16 protein-coding genes and 1 rRNA gene are annotated in these 25,443 nt (G+C 55.0%); 4 read left to right on the forward strand and 13 right to left on the reverse strand.

What is annotated here, in order from left to right; translation table 11 throughout:
• From ABEA92_RS19325 to ABEA92_RS19340, 4 genes are all read right to left on the reverse strand, one after another.
• A 16S ribosomal RNA gene (locus ABEA92_RS19325) occupies positions 1 to 111 on the reverse strand; the annotation flags it as partial.
• 802 nt (positions 112 to 913) lie between these two features.
• A complete protein-coding gene (locus tag ABEA92_RS19330; RefSeq protein ID WP_345685498.1) occupies positions 914 to 1,894 on the reverse strand; it encodes an outer membrane protein assembly factor BamB family protein in 981 nt (326 codons plus the stop codon).
• Positions 1,895 to 2,026: 132 nt separating this feature from the next.
• The gene (locus ABEA92_RS19335) at positions 2,027 to 3,322 is read right to left on the reverse strand and encodes an aminotransferase class I/II-fold pyridoxal phosphate-dependent enzyme (protein ID WP_345685499.1); all 1,296 of its coding nucleotides are present in this window, start codon (positions 3,320 to 3,322) and stop codon (positions 2,027 to 2,029) included.
• A gap of 297 nt (positions 3,323 to 3,619) precedes the next feature.
• Positions 3,620 to 5,428 carry a peptidylprolyl isomerase gene (locus ABEA92_RS19340; protein WP_425572463.1) on the reverse strand — a complete coding sequence of 603 codons (1,809 nt, stop codon included), beginning with the start codon at positions 5,426 to 5,428 and terminating at the stop codon, positions 3,620 to 3,622.
• Positions 5,429 to 5,860: 432 nt separating this feature from the next.
• Here ABEA92_RS19340 and ABEA92_RS19345 point away from each other — a divergent pair, with 432 nt between their 5' ends.
• Positions 5,861 to 6,313: a carbon storage regulator gene (locus ABEA92_RS19345; protein ID WP_345685500.1), complete on the forward strand. Its 453-nt coding sequence runs from the start codon at positions 5,861 to 5,863 to the stop codon at positions 6,311 to 6,313.
• A gap of 48 nt (positions 6,314 to 6,361) precedes the next feature.
• Here ABEA92_RS19345 and ABEA92_RS19350 read toward each other — a convergent pair whose 3' ends face one another.
• Positions 6,362 to 8,503 carry a hypothetical protein gene (locus ABEA92_RS19350; RefSeq protein WP_345685501.1) on the reverse strand — a complete coding sequence of 714 codons (2,142 nt, stop codon included), beginning with the start codon at positions 8,501 to 8,503 and terminating at the stop codon, positions 6,362 to 6,364.
• A gap of 108 nt (positions 8,504 to 8,611) precedes the next feature.
• On the reverse strand, positions 8,612 to 12,985 hold the full coding sequence (locus ABEA92_RS19355) for a hypothetical protein (RefSeq protein ID WP_345685502.1): 4,374 nt from the start codon (positions 12,983 to 12,985) through the stop codon (positions 8,612 to 8,614).
• Between the two features lie 899 nt (positions 12,986 to 13,884).
• On the opposite strand from ABEA92_RS19355, the gene ABEA92_RS19360 reads away from it, so the two are divergent.
• A complete protein-coding gene (locus tag ABEA92_RS19360; RefSeq protein WP_345685503.1) occupies positions 13,885 to 14,637 on the forward strand; it encodes a PIG-L family deacetylase in 753 nt (250 codons plus the stop codon).
• Positions 14,638 to 14,653: 16 nt separating this feature from the next.
• Here the strand turns inward: ABEA92_RS19360 and der are convergent, their stop codons facing one another.
• The gene (gene der / locus ABEA92_RS19365; RefSeq protein ID WP_345685504.1) at positions 14,654 to 16,021 is read right to left on the reverse strand and encodes a ribosome biogenesis GTPase Der; all 1,368 of its coding nucleotides are present in this window, start codon (positions 16,019 to 16,021) and stop codon (positions 14,654 to 14,656) included.
• Positions 16,022 to 16,167: 146 nt separating this feature from the next.
• Here der and ABEA92_RS19370 point away from each other — a divergent pair, with 146 nt between their 5' ends.
• Together ABEA92_RS19370 and ABEA92_RS19375 are read left to right on the forward strand one after the other, a co-directional pair.
• Positions 16,168 to 17,079 (forward strand): uracil-DNA glycosylase, encoded by a 912-nt coding sequence (locus ABEA92_RS19370; protein WP_345685505.1) that lies wholly within the window; start codon positions 16,168 to 16,170, stop codon positions 17,077 to 17,079.
• A gap of 223 nt (positions 17,080 to 17,302) precedes the next feature.
• On the forward strand, positions 17,303 to 18,931 hold the full coding sequence (locus ABEA92_RS19375; protein ID WP_345685506.1) for a Mur ligase family protein: 1,629 nt from the start codon (positions 17,303 to 17,305) through the stop codon (positions 18,929 to 18,931).
• 61 nt (positions 18,932 to 18,992) lie between these two features.
• Here the strand turns inward: ABEA92_RS19375 and ABEA92_RS19380 are convergent, their stop codons facing one another.
• From ABEA92_RS19380 to ABEA92_RS19405, 6 genes are read right to left on the reverse strand one after another with little or no spacing between them, the layout of a single operon-like run.
• A complete protein-coding gene (locus ABEA92_RS19380) occupies positions 18,993 to 19,340 on the reverse strand; it encodes a DUF952 domain-containing protein (RefSeq protein WP_345685507.1) in 348 nt (115 codons plus the stop codon).
• On the reverse strand, positions 19,282 to 20,034 hold the full coding sequence (locus ABEA92_RS19385) for an N-formylglutamate amidohydrolase (RefSeq protein ID WP_345685508.1): 753 nt from the start codon (positions 20,032 to 20,034) through the stop codon (positions 19,282 to 19,284). The genes ABEA92_RS19380 and ABEA92_RS19385 overlap by 59 nt, the downstream gene beginning before the upstream one ends.
• Positions 20,031 to 21,299, reverse strand: a complete 1,269-nt coding sequence (locus ABEA92_RS19390; protein WP_345685509.1) for a glutamate-cysteine ligase family protein — start codon at positions 21,297 to 21,299, stop codon at positions 20,031 to 20,033. The genes ABEA92_RS19385 and ABEA92_RS19390 overlap by 4 nt, the downstream gene beginning before the upstream one ends.
• Entirely contained in the window at positions 21,296 to 22,771 is a 1,476-nt protein-coding gene (locus tag ABEA92_RS19395; protein WP_345685510.1) for a RimK family protein, read from the reverse strand. Before ABEA92_RS19395 ends, ABEA92_RS19390 begins: the two co-directional genes overlap by 4 nt.
• A complete protein-coding gene (locus ABEA92_RS19400) occupies positions 22,764 to 23,540 on the reverse strand; it encodes a cysteine peptidase family C39 domain-containing protein (RefSeq protein WP_345685511.1) in 777 nt (258 codons plus the stop codon). The genes ABEA92_RS19395 and ABEA92_RS19400 overlap by 8 nt, the downstream gene beginning before the upstream one ends.
• Entirely contained in the window at positions 23,537 to 25,087 is a 1,551-nt protein-coding gene (locus ABEA92_RS19405; RefSeq protein ID WP_345685712.1) for a GNAT family N-acetyltransferase, read from the reverse strand. Before ABEA92_RS19405 ends, ABEA92_RS19400 begins: the two co-directional genes overlap by 4 nt.
• Positions 25,088 to 25,443: the final 356 nt, after the last annotated feature.

The raw sequence follows: 25,443 nt of genomic DNA on the forward strand, positions 1-25,443 counted from the left end.
CTTTCGCCACTGTCCCTCCTCTTAGCAAGCTAATTGGAGTTCTCGTACGACTTGCATGCCTAATCCACGCCGCCAACGTTCATTCTGAGCCAGGATCAAACCCTTCAATTTTGTATTGATTCACCAGCCAGCAAGCTGACCGGGAGAAAGCAAAGTTAAAACCGAAAGTTGATTCTGCTCTGAGGGCCTCGGTAAAGACCCTCAGCGATTCGCCAATTTTTTCGACACCGTCTCGCATCAACAGCAAGCAGTGCCGAGGAATGGCCTCGCATCTGAACTCAACAGAAGTTTCATCACCAAATTGTCAAAGATCTATAGGCCCGGCTTTCCCGGGCTCGTCTCCGGCGAAGCTTAGCGTTTGACCGCGTGGCTCGCAAGAGCGTTTTTTAATTTTGTTTTCACAAAACTTACTGAGTGAAAGTGTCGTTCGCAAGGAGCACTTAAAGTGTTTGCCGTGCGAGGTTTGCTTTCGTTCAAGGCTCGGTATCTTAGAGTCTCGAAGCGGCCAGTCAACCGCTGTTTTCAAAAAAAGTTGTTTAAGACTTCTCTTGATTTTCACTTGAATTTGAGCGGTTCGCCAAGAGGCTATTTTGCCCGTGTGACTCGCGTTGCTGCGTGTCACGTTTCAAGTGAGGCGGGAAGATATAGGGCATCGCTGTTGATGGCAATAGCCTTTTACCGTTTTCCGTAGATTTCTTTTCGTCTTCTTCATGCTGTCATCATCAGACTGTCGTTTTACCGCGGTATTTTCGCTAAAATACGCATCGTTTAGCGTTGCGGATTTTCGCTAGTTGGGGCCCAGCTTTCTCTTTTCGCATCGCAGATTTGAGTTTCCGGAGCTCACTCGGAGCTCACTTTGTCTGCTACGGTCCACAGCAATCCGCAGTCGGTCGGCTAAATCATCGCTTTCCGCTTACCGAGTCGTCGTCGACCGCTGGTCCAAAAGCAGCGTGTTGGAGACGTCGTTGCCAAATTCGTCGAAACGTTCGAAGGTCCAAACCACTTGGTTGGTTGCAGGATCGAGCTCGATGATCTGCGGTTGGTTGGGCCCGGCGTGGCAATTTCCTATGACGATGTTGCCATTGTCTAAGACGTCCAACGTGGTGACCCACGCCAATCGAATCGAGGGCAAGTCGTTTTGGTGGATCTGCCAAACGATCTTTTTCTGCGGCGTCACCTCGATCACACTGTGTCCATTGCCGGTCGCGATCAAAGTATTCCCATTGGGGCGACGGATCGCTGCAAACAAGCGATTGCCAAACGCTTCGGGACCATGCCCGCGCTTGGCCTGCTTGCCAAACATCGGAACCTTGTATTCCCAAATGACCTTGCCGGATTCTCGATCGTATTCGCGGGCGGTGCCGTCAGCCTCGTGAGCTACCAAGTAGTTTCCGTTTTCGAGACGGCGAACAAGCCGAGTGTCGGTGTGCGGATTGGGATGGTCGACGACCAACGGAATTTCCTTCAACAGGTTTCCCTCCCGATCGATCTCGATGATGCGAGCGGCACCAGACTCGGCCACCATGAATCGATCGTGATCAATCATCGCTGCCGCGTGGATTTCGATGCGTTTGCCCTCGTTGCCATTGCGCACGCCGGCGTCATATTGCCAAACCACTTGCTTGGTTTGGGGATTGATCTCGACCACTTTGTCGCTGCCTTTGAGCGTCAAGTAGTTGCCGTTGGGCAAGACGTGCAAATCGTGAATGCCGCCCCAGGGCATTTCCCAGCTGATTTGGCCATCCGGTTCGACCACGGCGAGTTTGCCGTTGCCTTGAATCAGCACACGATGTTGGATCGAAGTGTCCGCGCCGAACACTGATGGGGTGACGACCGCTAAGGTCGCCGCAAGAAAGACGAGGGTTGCCAAAGAGGCAACGAATCGAAATGGCATCGCGGGAATCCTGGTTTGGTAGGAAACGTTTGGTGGGAAACAACCAAACCAGGATACCCGAACAATGTTCGATGTGCGGGAATCGGCACCCGCACCCGAACTCAAATTTGCGTTTTTGCTACCGCCGCAGACCTAGGTCGTCGCGTTGGAGGTGGGGGCCCCCGAGGTGGATAAACACTTCGCAATCTGGCGGACCGCTTGACGGAGTCGCTGCTCGTTTTCGACCAACGACATTCGCAGGTAGCCTTCGCCGGCGTTACCAAATCCGCTGCCAGGGCTGACTGCGACATTGCCCTCTTCGAGCAATTTCATGGCAAAGTCCATCGTGCTCATCTTGCTTTTCCAAGGTTCGGGGACCTCGGCCCAGACGAACATGCCGGCTTTGGGCGGTGTTAGATTCCATCCCAGACGCCGCAGTCCGCTGACCAACACGTCGCGTCGGCCTTGATAGATCATCGATTGTTTCTCGACGCTCGCCTCGGTTTCTCGCAGCGCGACGATTGCCGCGATTTGAATGGCTTGGAACATTCCGTAGTCGTAGTAGCCCTTGATCGTGCCAAGGCCCCGAATCATCTCGGAATTTCCAGCACAAAAACCGACTCGCCATCCTGCCATGTTGTACCCCTTGCTCATGGTGGTGAACTCAACGCCCACATCCTTGGCTCCCGGAGCACTTAAGAAGCTCGGCGGTTGATAACCGTCAAACGCGACGTCGGCATAGGCAAAGTCATGAATGACCATGAACTTGTATTTCTTGGCCAGCCGCACGACTTCGACAAAGAAGTCCGGTTCGATCACCGCAGAGGAGGGGTTGTGCGGGTAATTGACGATCAAGATTTTGGGCTTGGGAGCCATGTGTTCGCAGGTGTACGCAACGTTGCGTAAAAAACGATCGGGATCAGCCACATCCAGCGCGACCACATTACCGCTGGCCAAAATGACGCCGTACATGTGCACAGGGAAATAGGGCGAAGGGATCATGGCAGTATCGCCAGGCCCCATCAGCGCCAAACACATGTGCGAGAACCCCTCTTTGCTGCCCAGACAGGCGATGATTTCCGAATCGGGGTCAAGCCGTACACCGTATTGACGGTTGTACTTGCTTGCGACTTCTTTGCGTAAATTCGCAATCCCATTGGACTTGCTGTAGCCATGGTTGCCGGGATCCGAGGCGGCGTCGTGCAGTTTTTGGATCACGGTCGGGTCTGGCGGATCGGACGGGTTGCCCATTCCAAGATCGATCACGTCGTCCCCGGCACGTCGTTTTTGGTACAGCGAATTGTTGATTCGCCCGAACATGTAGGGCGGAAGCCGGTCGACGCGCGAGGCAAATTTTACCTCAAACGGCTCGGGAACCGGATCGGTCGTCAACGGTGCGATGGCGGGTGCGTCAATGTTGGGGGTGTCAGCGTCAAAAGGTTGACTCATGTCATTCAAGCCAAAAGGTATGATCGGATCGGAAAAATCAAAACCCAGTGGAAGGCCGCCGAGGGACTTCGCTGCAGGTTTAGAGGTATTGTCGACCAGACACCGACAATCGCCCAGGGGTTATCGGTTCGTGGCAACAAGAAATGAGGCGGGGGACGCGTCAAAACGACGGCATGCGGGCCTTTTCAGCGGGCCCACCGTCTCGCTCAGTCGATAAAAAAAGCCCAGCCATCGCGGCTGGGCTTGAAATGAAACCTTAATTTGCCCGTTCAAAGGCAGGTTGGATTCCGATGTGCACTATTTCTTTTCGGCCTGTGGCGCCTTTGCCATCTTGGGCAATTCTTTGGCCGCGGCAAAGAAATTGTCGATCTCGGCGGCCGATTTCAACTCGTCGAAGCGAACGTTCATCGCCAAGTTCAGTTTTTTCTCGGACAAGTCGCGAACCAATTCCGAGCGAACATCTTCAAGCTGCTTGACGACCGGTTCGGTGTAACCTTGGCATCGCAGGATGATGTATTTGTCGCCGGTGACGACGATCCCGCTTAGATCACCCGGTTTCATCGCGAAGGCTTCGCGTTCGATTGCGGGTTGACCGCCGTGCTTGCGAATCGGAGGCACCTTGCCCATGTTGCTGGCCGAAACCGGTTCAATGCTGTACTGCTCGGCCAATTTTCCAAAGAAGGTGTCGGTGGGGTTATCACGCGCCATCTCCCAAACTTTCTGGGCACTTCGTTGATCGGCTAACACGATCGCCAAGACTTCGACGCGAGGCCCGTAGGCTGATTCGAATCCTTGCTGGATGTCTTGTTCGTTCAGTGAAACGGAGTCTTCGACAAGCTTTTTCAGCGCGACGCTTGGCCAAACCGCATCGCGAATATATAGATCTTGGGTCGTTGTTCCATCCGAGGTCACCGATTGGATCCACGCTTGGACGTCGGGTTGACCGTCGGCAGTGACGAAGCCAAAGCTTGCCGCAGCCCGTTGAATTTCTTGTTGAAGATCGACGTCTTCGACCTTTTTGTTCGCTTGTTTCAACGCTTGCGTGAGCAGTTTGCGATTGATTTCACCTTCAAGCACTTCGCCGCCATGACGTTTTGTGCACTCCGCTGCAACGGCGGCCAAACTGACTTGTTGCCCGTTGATGATTGCCGCCACCCCAGGATAGTGCTTGGATTTTTCAGCGTCACCTAACACGTTGACCACTTGGGATTCGGCTTGAAGCTGAGCAAAGAGTTCCGTCGCGGCCCCTCGCATTTTTTCATCACGAATACGGTCATTGATTTGAGCACGAATGCTTGGCATCGCTTGAGGCGATGGCGTGGTCGCCGGTAAACGACGGACCGCTTGCAGAAAAATCCATTGATCGCCGAGCTGCAGTACGGGCGAAATTTGGTTGTCTTGCAAGGCAAATGCGGCTTCTTCCAAGCGAGTGTCACCGGTATAGCGGCGGATCGGCGGAATCAATCCGCCCACGCTTGCACTCGCTTCGTCTTCGCTGTGCTGTTTGGCCAACGCCGCAAATTGATCGGGATGGGCAACCGCTTGCTGACGCAGCGATTCTGCGTCCGACTTGCTTGCCATCATGATCAAACGACATTTGACCGCTTCGCCAAATTGCGAAATGAATGCCTTGTTGAATTCTTCGTCGGTGACCTGCACGCGATCCGCGACCAGCCGACGCAGCGCCAACATCGGCCAAACGATTTCACGGCTGTATTGATCGGGTTGAATGTCGCGTTCTTCTTGCAGCAATTGCAGATAGGCCTGCATCGAGAGCCCAAACTTGGACGCGATGCGATTGATTTCCTCGCGGACTTCGGTCGACGTGACCTCAATTCCGTGTGTCTTGCACGCCTGAAGAATCAAGTGGCGGTTGATCATGTTCTCGAGAACATCCTTGCCGTAGCGACGCAAAGATTCCTCGTTCAGCGTTTTGCGAGTGATCGGATCCGCATTGACGACCGCAACGACATCGTTCGCCGTATCTTGAGCCGACGCCCGTTGGCCATTGAATGTCGTTGAAATGCTCAGCAATAGAGTCAGGTAGAGGCCGACGCGAAGCAGCGAACTCATCCACTGCTTGAGTTGTTGGGATGTTAGAGGCATGGCGGTCACTCCTTTGAACCGACTGTGATCGTTGACATCGCCGAGAAGTAAACAACAGCAGCACACAACTGCAATTCTCAAGCGATAGTGCCTTCGAGTGCGAACATAGGAAAAATTCCTATTTCGACTCAAGACTGAAAGTTTTGTTGCCGACGGCGTGGTTCCGACTCGTCACGCGGCAATGGAAACGAAGTTCAAACGATTTGTAAATCCTTCCCAAACCTGGCCGGCGGCAAGAAAATCAGAGTAGTCCGGTTGTTGTTTATGTTGTTTGTGGCAAAGGGGTTACGGCAGTCTTTTGGTTTTTGTTTGTGGCTTTGGCACGGCTAGTGCATTAACCCTTTTCCGTTGCCAAGACGGATCTGACAAGGACTCGAAACGGTAGCAATTCACCTTTTTTCGACGACGAATACAAACGCAAAGGATACTGCCATGTTGGTTTTAACTCGCAAACTTGACGAAAAGATTCAAATCGGCAACGACATCACCATCACGCTGATTCGAGTGCAAGGAAACACGGTGCGAATTGGCATCGAAGCGCCCCGCGACATTCGTGTGATTCGTGCAGAACTCGAAGCATTGGACGAAACGCTCGCCGCTGATGACTCGGTGGACGAGAATCCGCTGAGCGAACGTGAAGAAGCCTTTGCCCATCCAACCATGGTCACCGGTCGCTCGAAAAAGCACGCTGCCAAACGACGAGGTCAGTCGACTTCTAATCCCACTGCGACAAAAACGTCCACCGAGACCACCAATCGGGTGAACGCGTTGTCCGGCCAAGTCTATATGACGCGAGTTCCCGTCAGCAGCAAATCGGTGCGTAAAAACGCGGCCCCCTTGGCAGCATTCTTGCCAACCGATGTGAATGTGGGGATTGCTCAATGAGCCGGTCTGCGGATCGAGAGAACGCCTGCCGAAATCGGCTTGCCCGCATTAGCGTCGGTAGGCGTCCGCAGCATGGACCGGTCGTTCGGTGGGGCCGGTGGCAGCGGGACCGGTGGCAATGCGGTCACGCGAGTCGACCTCACGAAGATGTTCGAGCAAGATACGGCGAACTTCGAAAATCGCTTTCCCCGTCATGTGAATGCGAGTGTGCTCGGCATCCACGATGATTTCACTTTCCACATCGTCCATGTGAGCGCTCGCGTACTCGACGACTCCATCGTTTTGGCGAGACTTTGGACCCAACAGCGGCGGTTTTTCCAAGACACCGATGATGTTGTGGAATTTGACGTTCGGCGACTTCTTCGCTCGCAACATGACCGGGAAGATCGGTGATCTCGACGACAGCGAATCGACGGCGTTGACCGCAGTCAACAACTTTGTATCACGAAAGAAGTCTGGATTTTCACGTGTCAAACGCTGGCCGGTCGAGACAAACATCTGAGGCAGCTTGATAAATTTCCGGGCCAACCACTGCGTGTAATCGTTCGAAAAATCACTTCCGCGGTGCGGGGTCCCAATCGTGATCACGCGACTGACCGATTGATTGGGTTTGAAATACAGTGTGCTTACCAGTTTGACGCGGTCCTCTTGGGCGCCTTTCAGCTTATCCGCGGGCTGGTCGCTAACGATCTTCCAAAAATCGTCGCCACTGTCCATCGTTTGCAAACGACTGACGAGTCCGCCCATACTGTGGCCGACCAATACCATGTTGTCGACCGCTTGGTCGCGATGGCCGGGGTCAAATGAGTTCCGCATGGATGCTAAGTCAGTGCGAAGCTGCTGTGCGCTGATCCAAAATGGTTGGCCTGATGGATAGAGGTAGAACCAGAATTGGTATCGTTCGCGGATCTCAGGGAAGCTGCGAAGGTCATTGAACATGTCCATCCACGTCAACGGACTCGACCACAGCCCGTGTACCATCAACACCGGAATGCGATTGGGGTCGTATGGTTCGAGCATGTAAATGCCTCGCCGTTCTTGAGACCCGTCGGGATCCAACAATCCTTCGGTCGCATGATTGCGTTTGCGAAATTCGGGACTGTCAAGAAAGTAGGCCAACGGGGTGGTGAGATCGGTTTCCAGCGGGACCCACTGGTTAGCGATTTCAATTTGGTTGGCTTCGAGTGGATCAAAGAATTCCAGCACGCAAGTTGCGGATTCGCCCGCTCGTGTTGCGGATTCGCCATCGCCCGAATTGCTGGTCGGGCAACGCATCATTGCCGAAACGGCATAGCTCAACCCCGATGGGTAGTAGCGTTCTCGCGGATCGTCGTTGTCCGCCGGTTTTCGAACCGCAATCAGCGGGACGCCTAGACCATAGGTGGTGTGGCGATTGTTGAGCGTTTCGATATCAAAGTCGCTGACAAATTCGTATCGGTCAAACTCTTCGGGTTTCCATTTGCCCCGCATTTCGGTGCGGACGATAAATTCGCGGTCTGGCGTCGAGATCGTGTAAGTGCTGCCAGGTTCGATGCGGTGTTCGCTGCACAGGATTCGCAGCGTGTCTTCGAGCGATTCGTTGTACAGGTCGCATGCCGCGCGAAATTGCGGGTCAAATGCGTTGCGAGTGATCTCTAGATCGTCGCTAAACAGGTAATCGTAGGAATTGGTTAGGGCAATTCCATAGTGATTCAGCGCATGCATCAGATCACCGCTGCGTTCCGCCTTTTTGCCTTCGACGTACGAAAGCTCGCTTAATGCGTAGACCAATTCGGAGTCAGGCGACTCGTTGATCGTTTGGCGGATCTTGGAAAAGCATTTGTTGTGATCGGCTGCGTATTGGTCTTTTAATCCAAACCGATCCAGCGTGTGCCATGTTCGCTCGCTGATCTCGGGGCCGCGGAAGGCCACCAAGTTTAGATTGGAGGCGAGCGGATTTTCGCGGATCGAACGGCTCGAAACGTATCGAGTGGACGTGCACCCGGTCGCGAATCCAAGCAGAACCAGCAAGCAAAGAAGCCAACCTCCGTTGGCAGCCGATCGATGATTCGAGACATCGAACAACAACGTATCCGATGTCGAAGTACAGATGTCACGGCCATCGCAGTCAAAGCGCGCGACGACCGATTTTGCACCCTGATGAGTGCAAAGATCATCGGTCACGCATTCCGTTGCGAGCAATTGCGGCATTCCGATCCATCGTCCTGACGTGGCAAGACCGCTAAGTTAGAGACATTCGAGGTTATTTTGCCCAACGTTAGAAACGTTGGGCATTCGCTGTCAACCTTAGCTTGTTTCCTATTGGAAACCGCCGCCACCGATGCCGCCACCGACGCCACCACCCGCGTCCGTCCCGCCTTCGCCTTCGACAAAGTTGAACGTTCGCACGTCACCGATTTGCGAGAACGTCGGGACCGGGCTGATCCGCACGTAACGGCGGTCTGCCGAGATGATCGCCAGGGTGGAAACCGAGGCACCTTCGGGGAGCTGGGTGATTTCGGGTTGGAAACCCACAGCACCGCGGTTGAAGCGACCTAGGCCCCCTAAGTTGCCACCACCTACGACTCCGCCTCCAACGCTGCCGCCAGTCAAGGATTGGATGTCATTGAACAAGTTCTGCAAGACTTGTGCGGCGTCGGAACCATCACCCGCAAACTGAGCGAGTGCGTCGTGATTCATATCGCGTTGCACGTCACGCAGGTGTGCGAGCTGAGCTGCAGCGACATCCTCTTTGCGTTGTCCCTCTTTGACTTCGAAAACAACCATGGCGTCTTGAGTCCCAATCGGAATGTCTTCGCGAATGTAGCGTTGGCTCGGACGTCCGACGTCGGTGATGATTTCAACGGTTGCATTGCCGGTGGAAACGTCACCCCAAACCTTGCGAATCAGCAGACGGTATTTCCCAGTAAAGCCTTTGGGACAGAGGTAGGTTTCCGAAACGGTTCCAAGTTCATCGTCGCCACGTCCGGGGAACGAATCACCCAGCAACGTCCCACCGCCTGCCGAAGAGGGGCTGTCGATGGCGCAAATCGTTCCCGAGGGTTCTTCGACCGCGAGGTCTAGATCGGCATCGCCCGTCCACGAAACACGAACGATGGCGTCATGCGAAGCGGCCAATCGCAACGCTTCGCTGAACTTTTCTGCCTCGTCGGTACGGCCTTCGGCAATCAATTCGCTATGAGTCGCTCGGGCGACCAGGCGAGCTTGTTCGACGATCGGTTGGAATTTCTCGGGCCATGCTTGGCTTAGCACACCGCTGCAGGCCCACGACAGTGCGTCGATGTCATCGAGTTGTTGGGCAATGCGAAGGCCCATCAAATAAGGTTCGCGTCGATAGGGATCGAGTGCGGAAATCTTTTTGCACAATTCCAGTGCCGCCGCACCAGAGCCGACCTCTTCGAGTCGCGCGGCAACGTGCAAGACCTCTTCAGGGGTCTCAGCGAAATCGACTGCCGAAAGCAGCGTGCGTTCGATCTCCTCTTTCGGAGCGTTGGTGGCTTTCAGGGCAATTGCATAGGCTTGATACATCCAAGTTTGGACATGTCCCGCCCGCATGGCCGCAGCAATGACCTCACGCATCTCGGTGAAACAGGCCACCGTTTGTTCGGTCTTGCCGCTTTCTTGAAACTTCAACGCTTTGGTCGACCACTCGCCCACGGTTTCGCGAACGCGTTGATCCAAACGCGCGAGGTCTTCGGCCGAATCGATTTCGACCGTCGAGAAAAATTGGTCCCACGCTTCTGCTTTGGATTGACCTTTGGCGACCTGGATTCGGATCGGCTTGATGTCGAAACGGGTCAGGGCTTTGGGAGCCGGTTTCGTCGCCGAAGCCGCGTTTTCCGTGGGATTTGCCGAAGCGGATGCGGTGGTTTTGTTCTGCAGCGAAACGTCATCGGGAACCGCGAACATACCGCCGCCTCCCATGCCGCCGCCCATACCACCCATGCCGCCGCCCATGCCGCCGCCCATGCCGCCACCCATGCCGCCGCCCATGCCGCCGCCCATGCCACCACCCATGCCGCCGCCCATGCCGCCGCCACCGAGTTGCATCACAGGAACGACAAGGTCACCGACGGGGTAAACCTTGGTCACCAAGTTTTCTTCGGCCGCTTCTTGCGTGGTGATCTGCATCACCTCGTCCTTGATCATGTAGGTCAAGTCGAGTTCGCGAAGCATCAGCCGCATGAACGAACGAAGCGAAACGTTTTTCAATTCAATCGTGATCGGGCTGTCAGTAGTTAGACCAATTTCTTCCAAGGCACGTCGATCCACGACGATTGGAATGTCATGATCGGTCGCGATTTTTTGGATCGCTTCTTCCAGCGGTGTTTCCACGAAAATCTGGCTTGTTTCGTCACTGAGCGTGGCTTGGATACGACGTTCGGTATCGTTGTCGCCGACCAATTCAATCGCACCATAGCGTTCGATACGGCGTCGACTGAGTTTTTGCCATGCATCGGCTTCGGGCCAAACAACCGGTGGCTCATCGACGAACGGAATCGCCGCTTTGAGCACTAGCGAGAAGGCATCAACAAAGTTTCGCTCACGCATCTCGGTGTAACGACGGTCGCGTGCATAGGTTTGCAGCCACAGTGGATAGTCAATGAATTGACGTCCGGCGGTCGAGTCACGAGTGATCGTATCTCCGGCTAGACGAGCAAACGGAATCGAAACTTCGCCGTCCGCTTCCTCGTAACGGCCTTCGCCGATCAACGCATTCATTTGCTCGGACAATGTCTTGAGCGATTGTTCGTTCCGGAACGTTTCCTCAAGCAAACGGGTCGTTGCGTTGGCGCCTTTGGCCAGTTGTTCGAGGTTGGCTTGAGCATCCATGAAGCGAGCTTCTTTGCTGCTGGCCAGCTGGATTGCCGAGCGAACTTGGCCCATTAATTCTTTGCGGACATCAGGGCTGACGTTCGCTGTCACTTCGATCTGGCCAAGCAGTGATTTCAGCGATCCGGAAACACCTTGCGGATCCACCACCAATTGGCGACGAGCCGCACGAAGCTGCGAGTTGACCAAAGCACGCAGACGCCCTTCGGCAAGCGATTGTTCGGCTTCGACTTGGTCCAGCAGTGCACCGCCCGTTTCGAGCAGTTCGTCATCGCCTGCGGCAGGCCCAAAGAAATTGTTGTCTTGCATCGGCGCCGCGTTTCGCGGTTGAGCAGCGCGAGGTGCGGGTTGACGTGGTGCTACAGCAGGCGGTACCTCGGCTGGTGCCGCTGCGGCAGGCGCGTCTTGAATATCCATTGGATCGTTTTCGATTGCCGTATCGGCGGCATCGGTGCCGAACACATCATCGGCGGCTGCGGGAGCCGGATCACCACCAAAGACGTCGCCGCCGTCATCCATCGGAGCATCACCGCCACCGAAGATATCATCAAACGGCGAATCGGCGGGATTCTGAATGATCAGCGTGTTTGCTTCTTCGGTAACCGTCTCGATCGCTTTGGCTTCGGGATTGTTGGGGTCGGCTTTGAGTGCTTTTTCGGCAATTGCTTTGGCGCCTCGCATGTTGCCCTGTTTGACGGCAATGTTTCCGGCACGAACAAGGTCTTCGGCTTGAGCGGCCAAGGCGTGCGCAACTTGACGCAGCATCGGGGAACCAGCAGTCGCCAACATCAAGCCTTGGTTGTCAGCCGAATCGTCAACCAAACCGGGCAAGAAGGCAAAGTCGGGATGACTCGCTTCGATCTCGCCGTCAATTTGGATCGCAACGTTTGCTGCAGTCGTTTCGCCCATCAATTGGAAGGCAACCTTCCCCGAGGCCATTTTCATGTGTCCCAACAAGATCGAATCGCGGTCGAGCCGAAGTGGCGGCAAGCGGTCTTGTTGAACCGTTTTCATGCCCTCGGTCAATTTGGCGTCGCGAATCCAAATCGGTGACATCGATGCCGACTCGCCGACTTGGCGTGCAATCGCAACCGAGCTGGCCTCTTCGGCGTCACCAACCACCCCAAGGACTCCCCCGGTTTGATTCGCCAAAATGCCCATCACTTCGATGTTTGCAGTAGGACCGATCACGACACTGTGAACCGAGATGCGATCGGATCGCAATGCATCCACCAATGCCTCGAATCGCTTCTTGTCGGCGTTGGCTTCGAGCGAAGATCCATCACCGATATAGACGATACTGCGAGTCCGGTTGGCGGGTTCGCCGACCAAAGTCGCACGGAGCGAGTCGATTACGGTGATCAAGTTGGTGTTGCCCAGAGGCAATCGCTGTCCCAACTTGGCAATGGCGTTTTGAGTCAGCGAAGAACTTGGCGATTCGAAGTCACCGCTTAAGTCCGCTGTTTTAATGTCTGCGGCGAACAATCGAACGCGGTCACTGGCGCTGAATTGTTCGATCACGCTGCGAATTGCGGCGATCGAATCGCGGCGGTATTCGCCAACCTGGCTCGCCGAGGTATCGACCACGACCACAACGTCGGCATCCGCTTTGCGAACCGCATCCAGCAGCGAATCGCTCGCGGACGGTTGCAGCGAAGCCGCGAAATAGGCGTCGCCCGATGGCATCTTGTAGCTCGCCACGCGAACTTGTCCTCCATCGCTAGAGGGTTCGTCGGCGGATACCGTCGGAATCCACATGGCTGCGGTTAGCAGCAGACCGGTCGCCAGCTTTCGGGGGCTGGATTGTTGAACGAATAGTGCGACTTGTCGCAATTCCATCTGATTATCTCTTTCGCGAGTGACAGAAAACGCGTTTTGCTGTGTTCTGGTTCTGAATAGCGGAAAGTAGGGCAGAAAAGCACTCTCCCACTAGAGAGTCTATTTCCCAGGTTTCCGTTTTGCTACGAAAAAACCGGGGTTTCGCCGCGTTGGGGTGTCGAATCTTACGGTTGTATGTGTTGCATTTTGCTACAGGTGTTGCAATCTGATTCAGCATACCGGTTCGTTTGACCCAATCGGCGTCACCCTACCTTCATCAAAGCTAGCACCGTGCCAAAGTTAGGCGTCCGGTCACGCTGGAAAAACTTTAAAAAATGTTTCCAGCTGGTTTTGCGGTGATGCGTTTGAAACGGTGTATCCACGAAAAAAGGCGAGGCCGATCCCGAAAGACCGACCCCGCCTCGCACGGGGGGACGCTTAATATTTTGGTGGCGTTGTTCGCGTGTCGTGCTGCGTCCCGCTGACACAACAAAGACTAGTTCGACTCTGAGATCCGAGACGTCTTTCTTGATCGGTTCTCGATTGAATTTAGCAATCCGCCTATCTCGCTAGGCAGTTTGTGTCGATCGATCCGGTTGTAGCAGCAGGATTTGTGCTGATATCCGTAGAGATGCCCCTGCAGCGTTTCGGAACCAGGGATTTCAAGGCGTTTTAGTCGTCGTTTTACTCGGCGTAGCCTTGTTTGCCGCAACCGGGCGGGCCCCGCACCGCTACCCAAACTCGATGGCATGGGCGGACGGGCCGGCCGCAGTTTTTACTGTGGGGGCATTGAAACGGTTTGCCGATAGGCAAAACCCAGGTTGTCACTGCGGCGACTAATCCGCACACTGCGTCGGGACGGCTCGCAGCGGTCGAGCAGTCCAATCGCAATTCATGCACCTTGCAAGGGAGATCTAGCGTTGCAGGATCAAACAATCGATTTGCCTGAGCGGCTTGACCTGATCGCGGTCGGCGCCCATCCGGACGATGTCGAAATCGCCTGTGGAGGAACATTGGCCAAACTCGCGAACAAGGGTTATCGCGTTGGCATCATCGATCTGACCGATGGCGAGCCGACTCCCAATTCGCCTAGTCCGGAAGTCCGTCTGCTCGAATCCCAGGCCGCCGCGAAGGTGTTGGGTATCAAAAAGCGAATTCAGTTGGATCTGCCAAATCGACGACTGTTCGACTGTTTCGAGCACCGAGTTGCGCTGGCAAGAGAATTTCGTCGTTATCGGCCGCAGCTCGTGATCGGCTTCGGCGAGAAAACCCCAATGGCGTCTCCGGATCATTGGCAAGCGATGCAGATTACCGACGCCGCCGTGTTTTACAGCCGGCTGACGAAATGGGACGAATACTTTCCCGGTTTGCCGGTCCACTCGATCCAGCGGCAACTTTATTACCGATTGGCGGTGGAACCGGATACGTTGGCAGGAAATCCGTATCACCAAATTGTCGACATCAGCGACACGATCGAAACGAAGATCGAATCGATCCTGTGTTACAAGACCCAATTCGAACACAAACCGAACATCGTCACTCGCGTCCGCGCGGCGGCCACCGTGACTGGGGCTGCCGCCAGCGTCACCGCAGGCGAATCGTTTGCCGCAGCGAAGCCGTTTGCGGTGGACAATCTGATGGACACGCTTGGACTCGAACCGCTGATGGATTGACCCATCGCCAATGGGGCTAGCCCCGTTTTCCTCGTTTCGGCGTTGGTTCCTCTTCGCCTTCGTCGTCGCCCTCGCGATGACGGCGGTGCAGATACATCTTGATCGGCACTTCGCCAAACGGCAGATGGTCGCGCAAAACGCCGAGCAAGTAACGCTTGTAATCGGCGCTGAATGCCTTGGGTTCACTACACATCAACACCACGGTCGGCGGTTCAGTGGCGACTTGCGTGGCAAAGTAAATCTTGGGACGACGGTTTTGGTACATCGCAGGTGGATGAGCGTCGATGGCCGCACGAATCAACCGGTTTAACTGTCCCGTGGTCACTCGTTCCCGCGCCTGTTTGAACAACATCGTCGCGTGGTTGAGCAACGTTTTGACATTCTTCCCCGTCTGTCCGGTGATGAATGCAATCGGGGCATAGGTCAGCGTGGGGAATTGGGCATGGATGTAGCGAACCCAGCGATCGGTCGGCACTTGGCCGTGATACTTGTCCCACTTGTTGATCACAAAGATGCACGGTTTGTGATTTTCCATCACATAACCCATCAATTGCTTGTCGACTTTGCTGACCGTTTCGCCTGCATCGAAAAACATTAAAACGACGTCGGCCCGGCGGACGCTTCGCTGAGCGCGGTGCATCCCGTAATACTCGAGGTCGGTTCGCTGGCTTTTGCGTTTGCGAAGCCCCGGAGTATCGATCGCCATAAAGGACTGGCCGTCCATCTCGAAAATCACATCGACACTGTCACGCGTGGTCCCAGCGACCTCGCTGACGATCATGCGATCGTCTTCGGCCAAGGTGTTGACGAAGGTGCTTTTGCCGACATTTCGTCGTCCGACGATCGTGACCTTCATCTGGGGTTCTTGGACCAATTCGTCATTCGGTTCGGGTAACCGATCGACAATCAAGTCCAGCAAATCTTGGCGGTTGCGATTCTGAGTCGTGCTGACCCGAATCAGGTGCCCACGTCCGAGTCGCTGAAAATCTTCGGCCAAAACGTCCTGGTGCGATTGATCCGCTTTGTTGGCCACCAAGATCACCGGACGCTGGACCGCGCGGAGTCGCTCGGATACCTCTTCGTCCAGCGGCATCACCCCGGTTTGAACGTCGACCACCAACATGATCACGTCGGCGGTGTTGATCGCAATTTCAATCTGATTGCGAACGTCGTCGGTCAGATTATCGGCGTCGACAACGCCTAATCCTCCCGTGTCCACCAATTCGAAAAAACGATCGTTCGCTTCGATCAGCGTCGTCATGCGGTCCCGCGTGACGCCTTCGTAATCGTCGACGATGGCGAGACGACGACGCGCAAGCCAGTTAAATAGGCTGCTTTTGCCTACATTGGGACGACCGACAATAGCGACTCGAGGGACGGGCATTCGTGATTACAGGGGTGCGGGAACAACTAACGTGGGCACGGGAACAACAATGTGACAATGCGCTTAAGCACTGAATCCTATTCTCGGCGACCCAAATCACAAAGCCCCAGAAGACGCTCAAAGCTAGATTCGTTAGAATCTCCGCTATGTCTGACAAGATTTCACCCCCGCTCGATCGTGATCAACTGATCATGCAGGCCGCTGCGCTTGCCGATCATTTGGCGCGAGCCGGCGTCCAGTGGATGCCACGGCCGAACGCCGATGCGGTTGAGTCGCTCAAGTCGCGATTTCAAACGGTCGCCGCTGCCGGTTCGGCCGCCTCGCGTGCCGCAGCCCCTGTCGCTAAGACTGCCCCAGCACCGGTGGCCGCGTCGAGTGGTGCTCCGTCGGGGGGGAGTGTTGGGCCTGCAAAACAACCGCCACGTCGTCCTGCACTCAATCCGACGCTGTTAAGCGATCACGCCAAGCCTTACCCAGGTCCCAGTTTGCCAGTGGTGGAGCGGGAGAGCGAATTGGCGACGTTGGCAACCGAGGTTGCTGGCTGCCAACGATGTCCCCAGCTGGTTCGCTGCCGAACCAAGACGGTGTTTGGCGAAGGAAACGCAGCCGCGCGAGTCGTCTTTTTTGGCGAAGGCCCCGGTGCGGACGAGGATCGCAGCGGCCGTCCGTTCGTGGGCAAGGCGGGACAACTGCTCACCAAAATGATCCAGGCGTGCAAGTTTGCTCGCGAAGAGGTCTACATCCTCAACACCGTCAAATGCCGTCCGCCAGGAAACCGCAACCCAGAACCCGAAGAGATCGCGAATTGCCGTCCCTACTTCGAGAGGCAAATTGAGCTGATTCGACCCGAGTACATCGTCTGTCTCGGCGCGGTCAGTGGACAATCGCTGTTGGACAGCAAATTGTCGGTCGGTCGGCTTCGTGGTCAGTTTCATCCCTATTTTGATAGCAAAGTCATTGTGACCTATCATCCTGCCTACCTGCTGCGAAATCCCGCTGCCAAGAAAGCGGCCTGGGAAGATTTGCAGATGATGCTTCGCGACGCCGGATTGATCTAGTCCGCAAAAATTCTTGGCACTTTTTTCGATCGCGATTCCGCTCATTCGCGTGAAAGAGCCCTAACTGCTTTATTTGCTAGCATTTACGACGATATTTTTCCTATTGACCGATCCGATGTGATGGGAACAATTCGGGCACAACGGTGAAGCGGAGGACCGCTTTTCCGAGTGGCAAAGGATTTGCCATGAAACCATCATCATCGCAATGTGCAGGGAGGCCATCATGCGTCATGCGGTCAAATCTTCGTTCGTAACCACTGCGAAGTCTTCTCAATCCGCTACAGCGGCGGGAGCTCAAGCCGAGTCCCATGCTGGACCCCACTCCGAACCGACCACCGATGCACGTTGGTCGTTGGCGGCGCTGATTCCCAACGCGAAATTCTTTGCGGCAACGGATGTCGTCTTCAGCGAGATTGCCGATGACGTCTATACCGCCGAGCCAGGCGAATTGGTGGTTTATCCGATCGGGGACGAAGAACCAACGGCATTCATCGCGACCGCCTTGGCGCGAGGGGCTGCGGGGATTTTGACCGAACAGATCCTGCCGTGCCCGCTTCCACAATGTGTGGTGGGGGATGTCGATTTGGCGATCGCCGGGCTGAACGCTAAACGCTTGAACCGCCCCGACCGTCGTTTGCTGACGATCGGAGTTTACGGATCAGCGGGAAAGACAACCACGTCGTTGATGGTTTCTCAGTTGCTTCGCAACTTGGGGCTTCGCACGTCCTACCAAACCGACTTGGGCGACTGTGACGGCGTCGTGCAATCGACTGCATCGGAATCGGTTCCGGCCGGCGGAGCGTTGGTCCAGTGGCTCGGCGATTGTTGTGATGCCGGAGCCAAGACGGCCGTGATGGAATTGTCCGAACGAGATGCCAAGCACGGACGATACGATTCGATTGAATTTGATTTGTTGGTGATTACCGGCACGCCTCGAGACGACGATGATTTTGGACCTTCGGGGCTGCAGTGCGTACTGGATCGCATGAGCAACAGCGGCGTGGTGGTGGTTTCGGCCGATTCGCCCGGCGTGTTGCGTGCTGTTCGCGATCACGGTGCCAACGCGTTTACCTATGGCGTTCGTCACGCAGCCGATGTCACTGCAAAATTGATCGAACAAGAATGTGGCATGTCGACATTGCTGGTGAGCAATGAATCGGTTACCGCCGTGATGGAAACTCCGCTCTGTGGTGCGGCGATGGCGTCAAACCATGCGGCGGCCGCCGCGATTGGCATCCTGCTGAATCAACCGCTGCATGAAGTTGTCGAGCACCTCGGAAAACTTCGCGAGATTCCAGGGCGGATGCAAGTTCTCAGTTCGTTTGAATGTGCCGATGTGATCATCGACTCGGCGAATTCTGCTGAGCAAGTTGGTTCGGCACTGCGAGCGGCTCGCTCGATGAAACAGCCGGGCGGACGATTGTATTGCGTGATGGCGATCGATCCAAACAGCGATCCGGCCGAACTCGCTTTGGCAGGCCGGCATTTGGAACGCTTTGCTGACAAGCCAATTGTCACGTGTGCTGCGGAATCCAAGGATCATTTTTTGGCTGGGTCACACGCTGTGCTCGATGGCGTCAATGATTGTGCACTACTGCGTCTCGTTGCAAGTGATCGCCGCGCGATTCAGTGGGCAATCCGTGAAGCTTCCTCTCGCGATACGATTCTGTGGATCGGTGGCATTCGGCAATCGGGTGCCAAGCAAGAACGTAAACGCATTCAACAAATCAGCGATTGGGTGGTCGCATGCAACGAGGCAATCGTAGCGGACGCGACGCGTCAAAACGATCAATCGGGCGATGTCGCGGTCGACAACGGTCACCCCATGATCTTGCCAATGTTCAAGAAATAGTCGCTGTTTCCGTAGCTGCCGCTGTTTAAGCGGCGGCCGGTATTTAGTTGGCAGCCGGTAATTAAGTGGCGGTCCAGGGAAACCGGTGTTGCCCGTTCTCGCTTAACCGCAGCGGCCACACGTGAATGATCGCCGAGCAAGGGATCGCTGCATAGACATGAGGAAACAACGCGCCGCCGCGCGACACTTCCCAACGCAGCGTCTCGCCAAGTTTGGCTTCGTCGACTTCGATCAAAACAAGGTCGTCTTGTCCGGCAAAGTGCTTGGCGGCGGTCTCTTCGACTTGCTCACGCGCCGAAAGGTGAATGAAGCCATCTTCGATATCAATCGGAGCACCGCGGATCTCACCTTCACTTTGCGCGAGTGTCCACTGGTCGACAGAAAGAATTTTGTAAATCGCACGAGTCATTCTGTAATGTCCTGGCAAGCTGCGTGATCAAAGTTTGTTTTTGCTTTTCTTGCCAGCGAGCATAACGATTATTGATTTCAATCTCGATCCCCACGTATCGATGGGCGGGATGCTGTGTTCTCAGATAGGTGGTCAGCCCGTCATCGATTCCTAGATAGGGTTCATTGTGACGAATACGTCGACGCGGGGCCAGCAACGTCATGTGGTTTACCGTTTCGTGGCAAAATCGATTCTCTTCGCTTCGCTCGGGATCGTACAAGATCCCCAGATCAATGGCCCGGCGTGAACCGCGAAAGCGGGGCGTGAAGGTGTGCATCGATAAATGAACCACGCGATCGCAGGTTTGCAACAACGTGTGGATTTTGTCTTCAACGCGTTTGCGATACGGGTGAAAGTACTCATCTAGAATGGCCCTCTTTTCCGCTTCGGGCTGCGACCGCGTGTATTTCGAAAACAAATGCGGATGATCGAGCGAACGATTCAGATCGACAAGCAACCGTGTCGTGGTTGAAAAGATCAACGGCGACTCGAGCATCAAGCTCAACTGCGTCGCCGCATGCAGCGAACCGGGGTCGTGCCCACGGTGGCTATGGAGATCTCGTTTGGCACCTGGCGATGAAAACAGGCTCGCATAGCGGTCAGGCACTTCGTTCCCGCCATGTTCCGACGTCACCACAAAGCGTGTCGTTGTCATGGGATCAGCGGTTGCCACTGCTGCATGCAATCTGCGACTTGATCGTAGGCGTCCTGCAGTTCATCGTGCGAAAAGGATTCGCCGAGCCGTTTCAAAATGCGTGTCGACAATGTGCCGTGATCGAGGATGATTTTCAGCGGTGCCATCAAACTGTCCAGCGCAGAATCCTCACTCCGCAGCGTCTGGACCAAGTGTTGCCAAAGGTCGCCGCAGCGAATCGAGCCGGCGGTAATGCCAAAGTGACGCAAAAATTCTTGGTCACGGATGACAGTATGTTCGGCTGTTTTGGAGCACGCGGTGAGCAGCATTCTCAGACGCTCGCTTGGTATCTGTTTTTGCGATTCCAGATCCGACCACTTTTGCTGCGTCAATGCGCGAAGCACCGCCACCACCGCTGCACAGATCGACACATCGGCCGCCGGGTACTCTTGCACATCCATCACGCGGATTTCAATCGACCCGCGATCGAAGCGAGCGATCGCACCGCGTGCATTTAAAAAATCGCACTCCATGGTCTGCTGGGGATCAAGCGGCGCGATCGCCTTAGCGATTGGTCCGAAAATTTCGCGGCGATAGCTGGCTTCGTCGTACAGCGGTTCGGGAATCACCGGTCCCATCAATTCCGGTACACGATCGCAATGCGACATGTACATTTTCATTCGGGTCGAATGCCAGCCACTGATTTGCGAATCGACGATCGGCGAGCTGGCGGCCAACGCAGGCAGCAGCGGCAGCACCAAGCGAACGGCAGCATGCAATTTGGCAAACTGTTCATCCCCGTCAAAGGGCAGATTCAAGTGGACACTTTGCACATTTGCCCAGCCGTGGGAATGGCAGTTGAAAATCTTGTGATACTGTTCGTAAATCTCATGACATTCATGCGGCCACAGTTTCGCTTCGGTGGCAGGTTTCATCCACGGATGCATCGACGTGGGAAGCAGACGCAATCCCATTTTCTCAAGCACCGGATCGATTGCCCGAACCGCGTTTTCGAATTGGCTTGGAAGCCGGACCAGATTGGTGATTGGATCGGTGATCTTCAGTTCGATCACATGCAGCGCCAACTCGTTGGACCACGTGCAAAGTCCCGAGCTGCTATCCGATGGGAAATCATCCGTGGGAACCTCATCCCCATCGGCCCAGTTGAGCGCTTGCAAGACGCGATCCGCTTGACTGCGGACGGAAAGTTCGTCGCGGTCAACGATGACATATTCAAGCTCGATGCCGTACGCTTCAAAGAGTCCGCGTTTGACAGCTTCGTTCATTGTGTGTTGTCTCCCGCTTTACGACGTTCGATGCGTCGCAAAAACGATTCCATGATTCGGCGATACAAATCTTCACGAAGAATCGCGTCTTCGACCCCTGAATCGAGATTGGGATTGTCGTTGACTTCGATGATGTAGAACTTTCCATCACTCTCTTTGACGTCCACGCCATACAGTCCATCGCCGATGATGTTGGCGGCTTTGACCGCAATGTTGACAGCGCGACGCGGTGCCAATTCGACGGGCAGCGTTTCGGCTTTACCAAACGTTTGCTTGCCTTCGTCTTCGTATTTGGCGATCTGCCAATGGCCGCGTGCCATGTGATACTTGCTGGCAAAAAACGCTCGTCCATCGAGCACGCCGATCCGCCAATCGAAGTCGGTTCGCATGAACTGTTGAGCGATCACCAATTCGGAATGCTCGAACATCTCTTCGAGTTTTTGGGCCAGATCCGCTTCGGTTTCTGCCTTGGTCACCCCTTTGGAAAACGCGCTGTCGGGGCGTTTTAAAACACAGGGCAATCCAATCGTGGGCACAATTTGGTCGGCGTTACGGCGGTGCACCACGATGGTTTTGGGAACATCGATCTTGGCTTTTTCCAAAATTTCCGCCAGATAGACTTTGTTGGTGCAGCGGATGATCGATTGGGGGTCATCCATGACGACCAACCCTTCGCGTTCGGCCCAGCGGGCGAGTCGGTAAGTGTGGTGATTGACCGACGTGGTTTCGCGGATGAACAACGCGTCGAACTCGAGCAGGCGTCCCGCATCTTCGCGTGTCAATAATTCCGCACGGATCCCAACCGAAGCAGCTGCTTTGATCATTTTTTGCAGCGCCTTGGGGTCCGACGGAGCAAGGTCTTTTTCTTTGGGATCATGCAGGATGGCCAAGTCGTATCGCAGCGAATTCTTTTTGCTGCGTGCCGCACCGCGGCCTGCGAAATGCAGTTCTGCCTGCTGCGCGACAAACGGCCAGTGCGCTTGGGGGACCGATTTGATCCCAATCACTTCGGCTCGTCGCAATCGCCATTTTTCTTTTCGCCGAGTGAATTCGAAACGCAGCAGTGGGCATGGGAACGTATTGAACAGCTCGCGTGACAAACGGTCGTAGCGTTTCGCCAGGTTGCGGCCGAAATAGACGCTGAGTTCAAATTCGTCTTTTGTCAGCGGCGAAAGCGCATGCTGGATCAATTCATCCAATTCGGGCGATAGCAACCGCACATTGGCCTTGCCAGCCAAATCTTGGATTGCCATGACATTGGGCATCGGTCGATGACCGCGAGCTTCGGCCAACAGCGAAACGTAGTATCCGAAGCTCTGGTAGCGATACGAATTCGCTAGGTTATAGACTTTGATTCCCCGCCGGCGGTTCCAACGTGGGTCGGTCAAATATTCTCGCGGATCGACAACCTCGGCACCATCAATCGCTTCGATCCATCCGGCCTGCGATTCAGTGACAATCACGTCAGACATTGACTGCAGCCTTTCCAGCCGGATGGTGGTTCCGTGGGCGAATCATCAATAGGTTTGCGTCGTAGGTCGCGATGCCCAGCAAAACTGCGGCAGCGACCTGGGACAACGGAGCGGTGTAAAGATGCGTTTCGGCGATCGGGTTATTCTGCAACGGGTCAGCCAACATGACCTGTCCGGTTTGTCCGTCGTAGCCATACAGCACGACGAAGTGCCCGACCGGTTCACCAGCGACATCATCGGCGACCCCGGTGCGGCCGGACTCGTCACGGACTTGGTATCGCTCGCGTGATTCTTGATACAAAAACGTGGCACTAAGCCCACTCAATAACGGCACGCCGGCAATCAGCGTTCGTACGATCAGGTTTTCTTCGAGCGGTTCCATTTGTACTTTGCCGCCGAGTTCCAAGAATCGCAGGTAGGACTCCGTTGCAATCTCAAATCGTTCGTCCTTGGCCATTTTGGCTTCACATTGAGCTTTTAGCTTTTCGGCCAAGTTGACACGGCCTGGCGGAAACCAGGTGGGGTCAAAAAATTGCAGGTTGTACGTCACGATCGTGGCGTCATAACCGCGTGCGAGCGCATGACAAGCCAATTGAACGGCTAGCGTACCACCGCGTCGGAATTGGCCGATCTCGCGGATCACCTGCTCCAACGGAATTTCGTCTTTCCAGTAATTGTAGACCGCGTGTAGACAGGTCGGCCCGCAATCGGAATCACTCGGCTGCGCAAGAATGCTGAGCGGTAAGTGGTGTATGGGAGGAGGGATCAAATTTGGCGAGCCTCGTTGCCGTTTTTGTAGTTGACGTGGTACATGTCGGTGCGGCGGTCTCGCCAATTGGTGACATTACCCTTTTCGCGGTGACGGCGAAGCAATTCAAGATCGACATCATGAATGATCACCATTTCCACATTGGCATTCGCCTCGGCTCCGATGGCATCACGCGCAAATGTGACATCTGCCGGCGTGAAGATCGCCGATTGGGCATAGTGAATGTCGGCGTTCTCGACGAATGGCAAATTGCCGGTGCAGCCGGCGATCGCGACATACATATGATTTTCGATACAGCGGGCTTGGGCACACAACCGGACTCGCAGGTAACCGAGTTTCGTGTCGGTGTTGAAGGGCACGAACACGATGTTCGCGCCGCGTTCCGCAGCGATCCGCGAGACTTCGGGGAATTCGCAGTCGTAGCAGACTTGGATCGAAATCGGACCGCAATCGGTATCAAACACTTCGACCTTGTCGCCGCCGGTGACTCCCCACCATTGACGTTCGCTCGGCGTGATATGCAATTTGTATTGTTTTTCGATGCTGCCGTCGCGACGGAACAGGTACGAAATGTTGTAGAGCGTTTCGTCTTCGACCACAAAGTGCGATCCGCCGATGATGTTGGTGTTAAACGAGATCGCCATCTCGGTAAACAGTTCCAAATACTGCGGTGTGAACTCCGATAACGCCCGCGCCGCACTGCCCGGTCGCTGCGGCGGCAAACAGGACAACAATTGCAGCGTGAACAGTTCCGGGAACAGCAGGAAATCGCATTTGTAATCGCCGGCGACGTCGACGAAGTAGCGAGCTTGGTGGGCAAATTCTTCGAAATCCTTGACCGCGCGCATTTGATATTGAACGGCACCGATGCGAACCGGTTCAACGCTGTGCCGATAACGGCGAGTTGGCGCTCGATTGAACTCGAGGTTTTTCCATTCCAAAAAGGTGGCGTAACCGGCGCTTTGATGATCCGATGGCAAGTAGTTTGGAATCAGTCCCTGCAGCGCGAAACCGTTGGCGATCTGCGGAGACAAGACCGGATCGTAAATCGCTTTCTCGACAACCTTCTCGACATACTCACGTGCGGTCAAACGGTCGGCATGTTTGTGGTAACCCGGAATCCGACCGCCGACGATGATCCGTGCCACGTTCATACGGCGACAAAGGTCTTTTCGTGCCTGGTACAGACGGTGCGACAAACGCATCCCGCGATATTCGGGATCGACCATGATTTCGATCCCGTACAGCGTGTCACCGCCAGGCACATGGTTGCGAATGAACCCGCCATCGGCCATCTTTTGCCAATTGTGCCATTCCAAGTTGTCGTCGTAATTGACCAGCAACGCGCTGCAAGAGGCGATAATTTTGCCATCACACTCGATCACGATTTGGCCTTCGGGAAAACGTTCCAACTGGCTTGCCAATTGCTCGGCCGTCCACATTGGCATCCCCGGAAAACATTTGCGCTGGATCTCCATCAGTGGTTCGAAATCGTCCGGGGTGGTTGATCGAACGACAAGGTTCCATTCGAACTTGGTTAGGTCGATCTCGTCCGAGACCTCTCGTGAACCCGAGTCATGAGGGCGTTGAGGGGATTCTCCGCTGGCGTCGTCGGTCACGTCTTTCTCGGGGGCGTTGCGTTTGGGATCAAGAAGATGGGAATCGTGGCGTTTTTAAAAAAAATTGCCAGCTCTGGCGAATCATATCCAAGTGTGAAATTTGGACGAGTGGTGAATCGCGAACTTTAGAAAAGATTTTCCCTCTCGATTTTAGAGTCGACTTCGCATTACAAGTTGCGCAGCGGACGACCAGCTTGTTAATCAACGCATGGTTCGTCAAAACGTAACGGTTCAAACCGACGCTGCAGGACGTGGTATCCGCTTTCGCCAACGCCCCTCCCCCT

Origin of the sequence: Novipirellula caenicola (assembly GCF_039545035.1) — a bacterium.
Classification (GTDB): domain Bacteria; phylum Planctomycetota; class Planctomycetia; order Pirellulales; family Pirellulaceae; genus Novipirellula; species Novipirellula caenicola.

Coding starts and splice junctions, on each gene's coding strand:
- ABEA92_RS19340 (WP_425572463.1), bottom strand. CDS start 5,428: ATGCCTCTAACATCCCAACAACTCAAGCAGTGGATGAGTTCGCTGCTT.
- ABEA92_RS19350 (WP_345685501.1), bottom strand. CDS start 8,503: ATGCCGCAATTGCTCGCAACGGAATGCGTGACCGATGATCTTTGCACT.
- ABEA92_RS19335 (WP_345685499.1), bottom strand. CDS start 3,322: ATGAGTCAACCTTTTGACGCTGACACCCCCAACATTGACGCACCCGCC.
- ABEA92_RS19380 (WP_345685507.1), bottom strand. CDS start 19,340: ATGACTCGTGCGATTTACAAAATTCTTTCTGTCGACCAGTGGACACTC.
- ABEA92_RS19370 (WP_345685505.1), top strand. CDS start 16,168: ATGTCTGACAAGATTTCACCCCCGCTCGATCGTGATCAACTGATCATG.
- ABEA92_RS19385 (WP_345685508.1), bottom strand. CDS start 20,034: ATGACAACGACACGCTTTGTGGTGACGTCGGAACATGGCGGGAACGAA.
- ABEA92_RS19390 (WP_345685509.1), bottom strand. CDS start 21,299: ATGAACGAAGCTGTCAAACGCGGACTCTTTGAAGCGTACGGCATCGAG.
- ABEA92_RS19330 (WP_345685498.1), bottom strand. CDS start 1,894: ATGCCATTTCGATTCGTTGCCTCTTTGGCAACCCTCGTCTTTCTTGCG.
- ABEA92_RS19395 (WP_345685510.1), bottom strand. CDS start 22,771: ATGTCTGACGTGATTGTCACTGAATCGCAGGCCGGATGGATCGAAGCG.
- ABEA92_RS19345 (WP_345685500.1), top strand. CDS start 5,861: ATGTTGGTTTTAACTCGCAAACTTGACGAAAAGATTCAAATCGGCAAC.
- ABEA92_RS19375 (WP_345685506.1), top strand. CDS start 17,303: ATGCGTCATGCGGTCAAATCTTCGTTCGTAACCACTGCGAAGTCTTCT.
- der (WP_345685504.1), bottom strand. CDS start 16,021: ATGCCCGTCCCTCGAGTCGCTATTGTCGGTCGTCCCAATGTAGGCAAA.
- ABEA92_RS19355 (WP_345685502.1), bottom strand. CDS start 12,985: ATGGAATTGCGACAAGTCGCACTATTCGTTCAACAATCCAGCCCCCGA.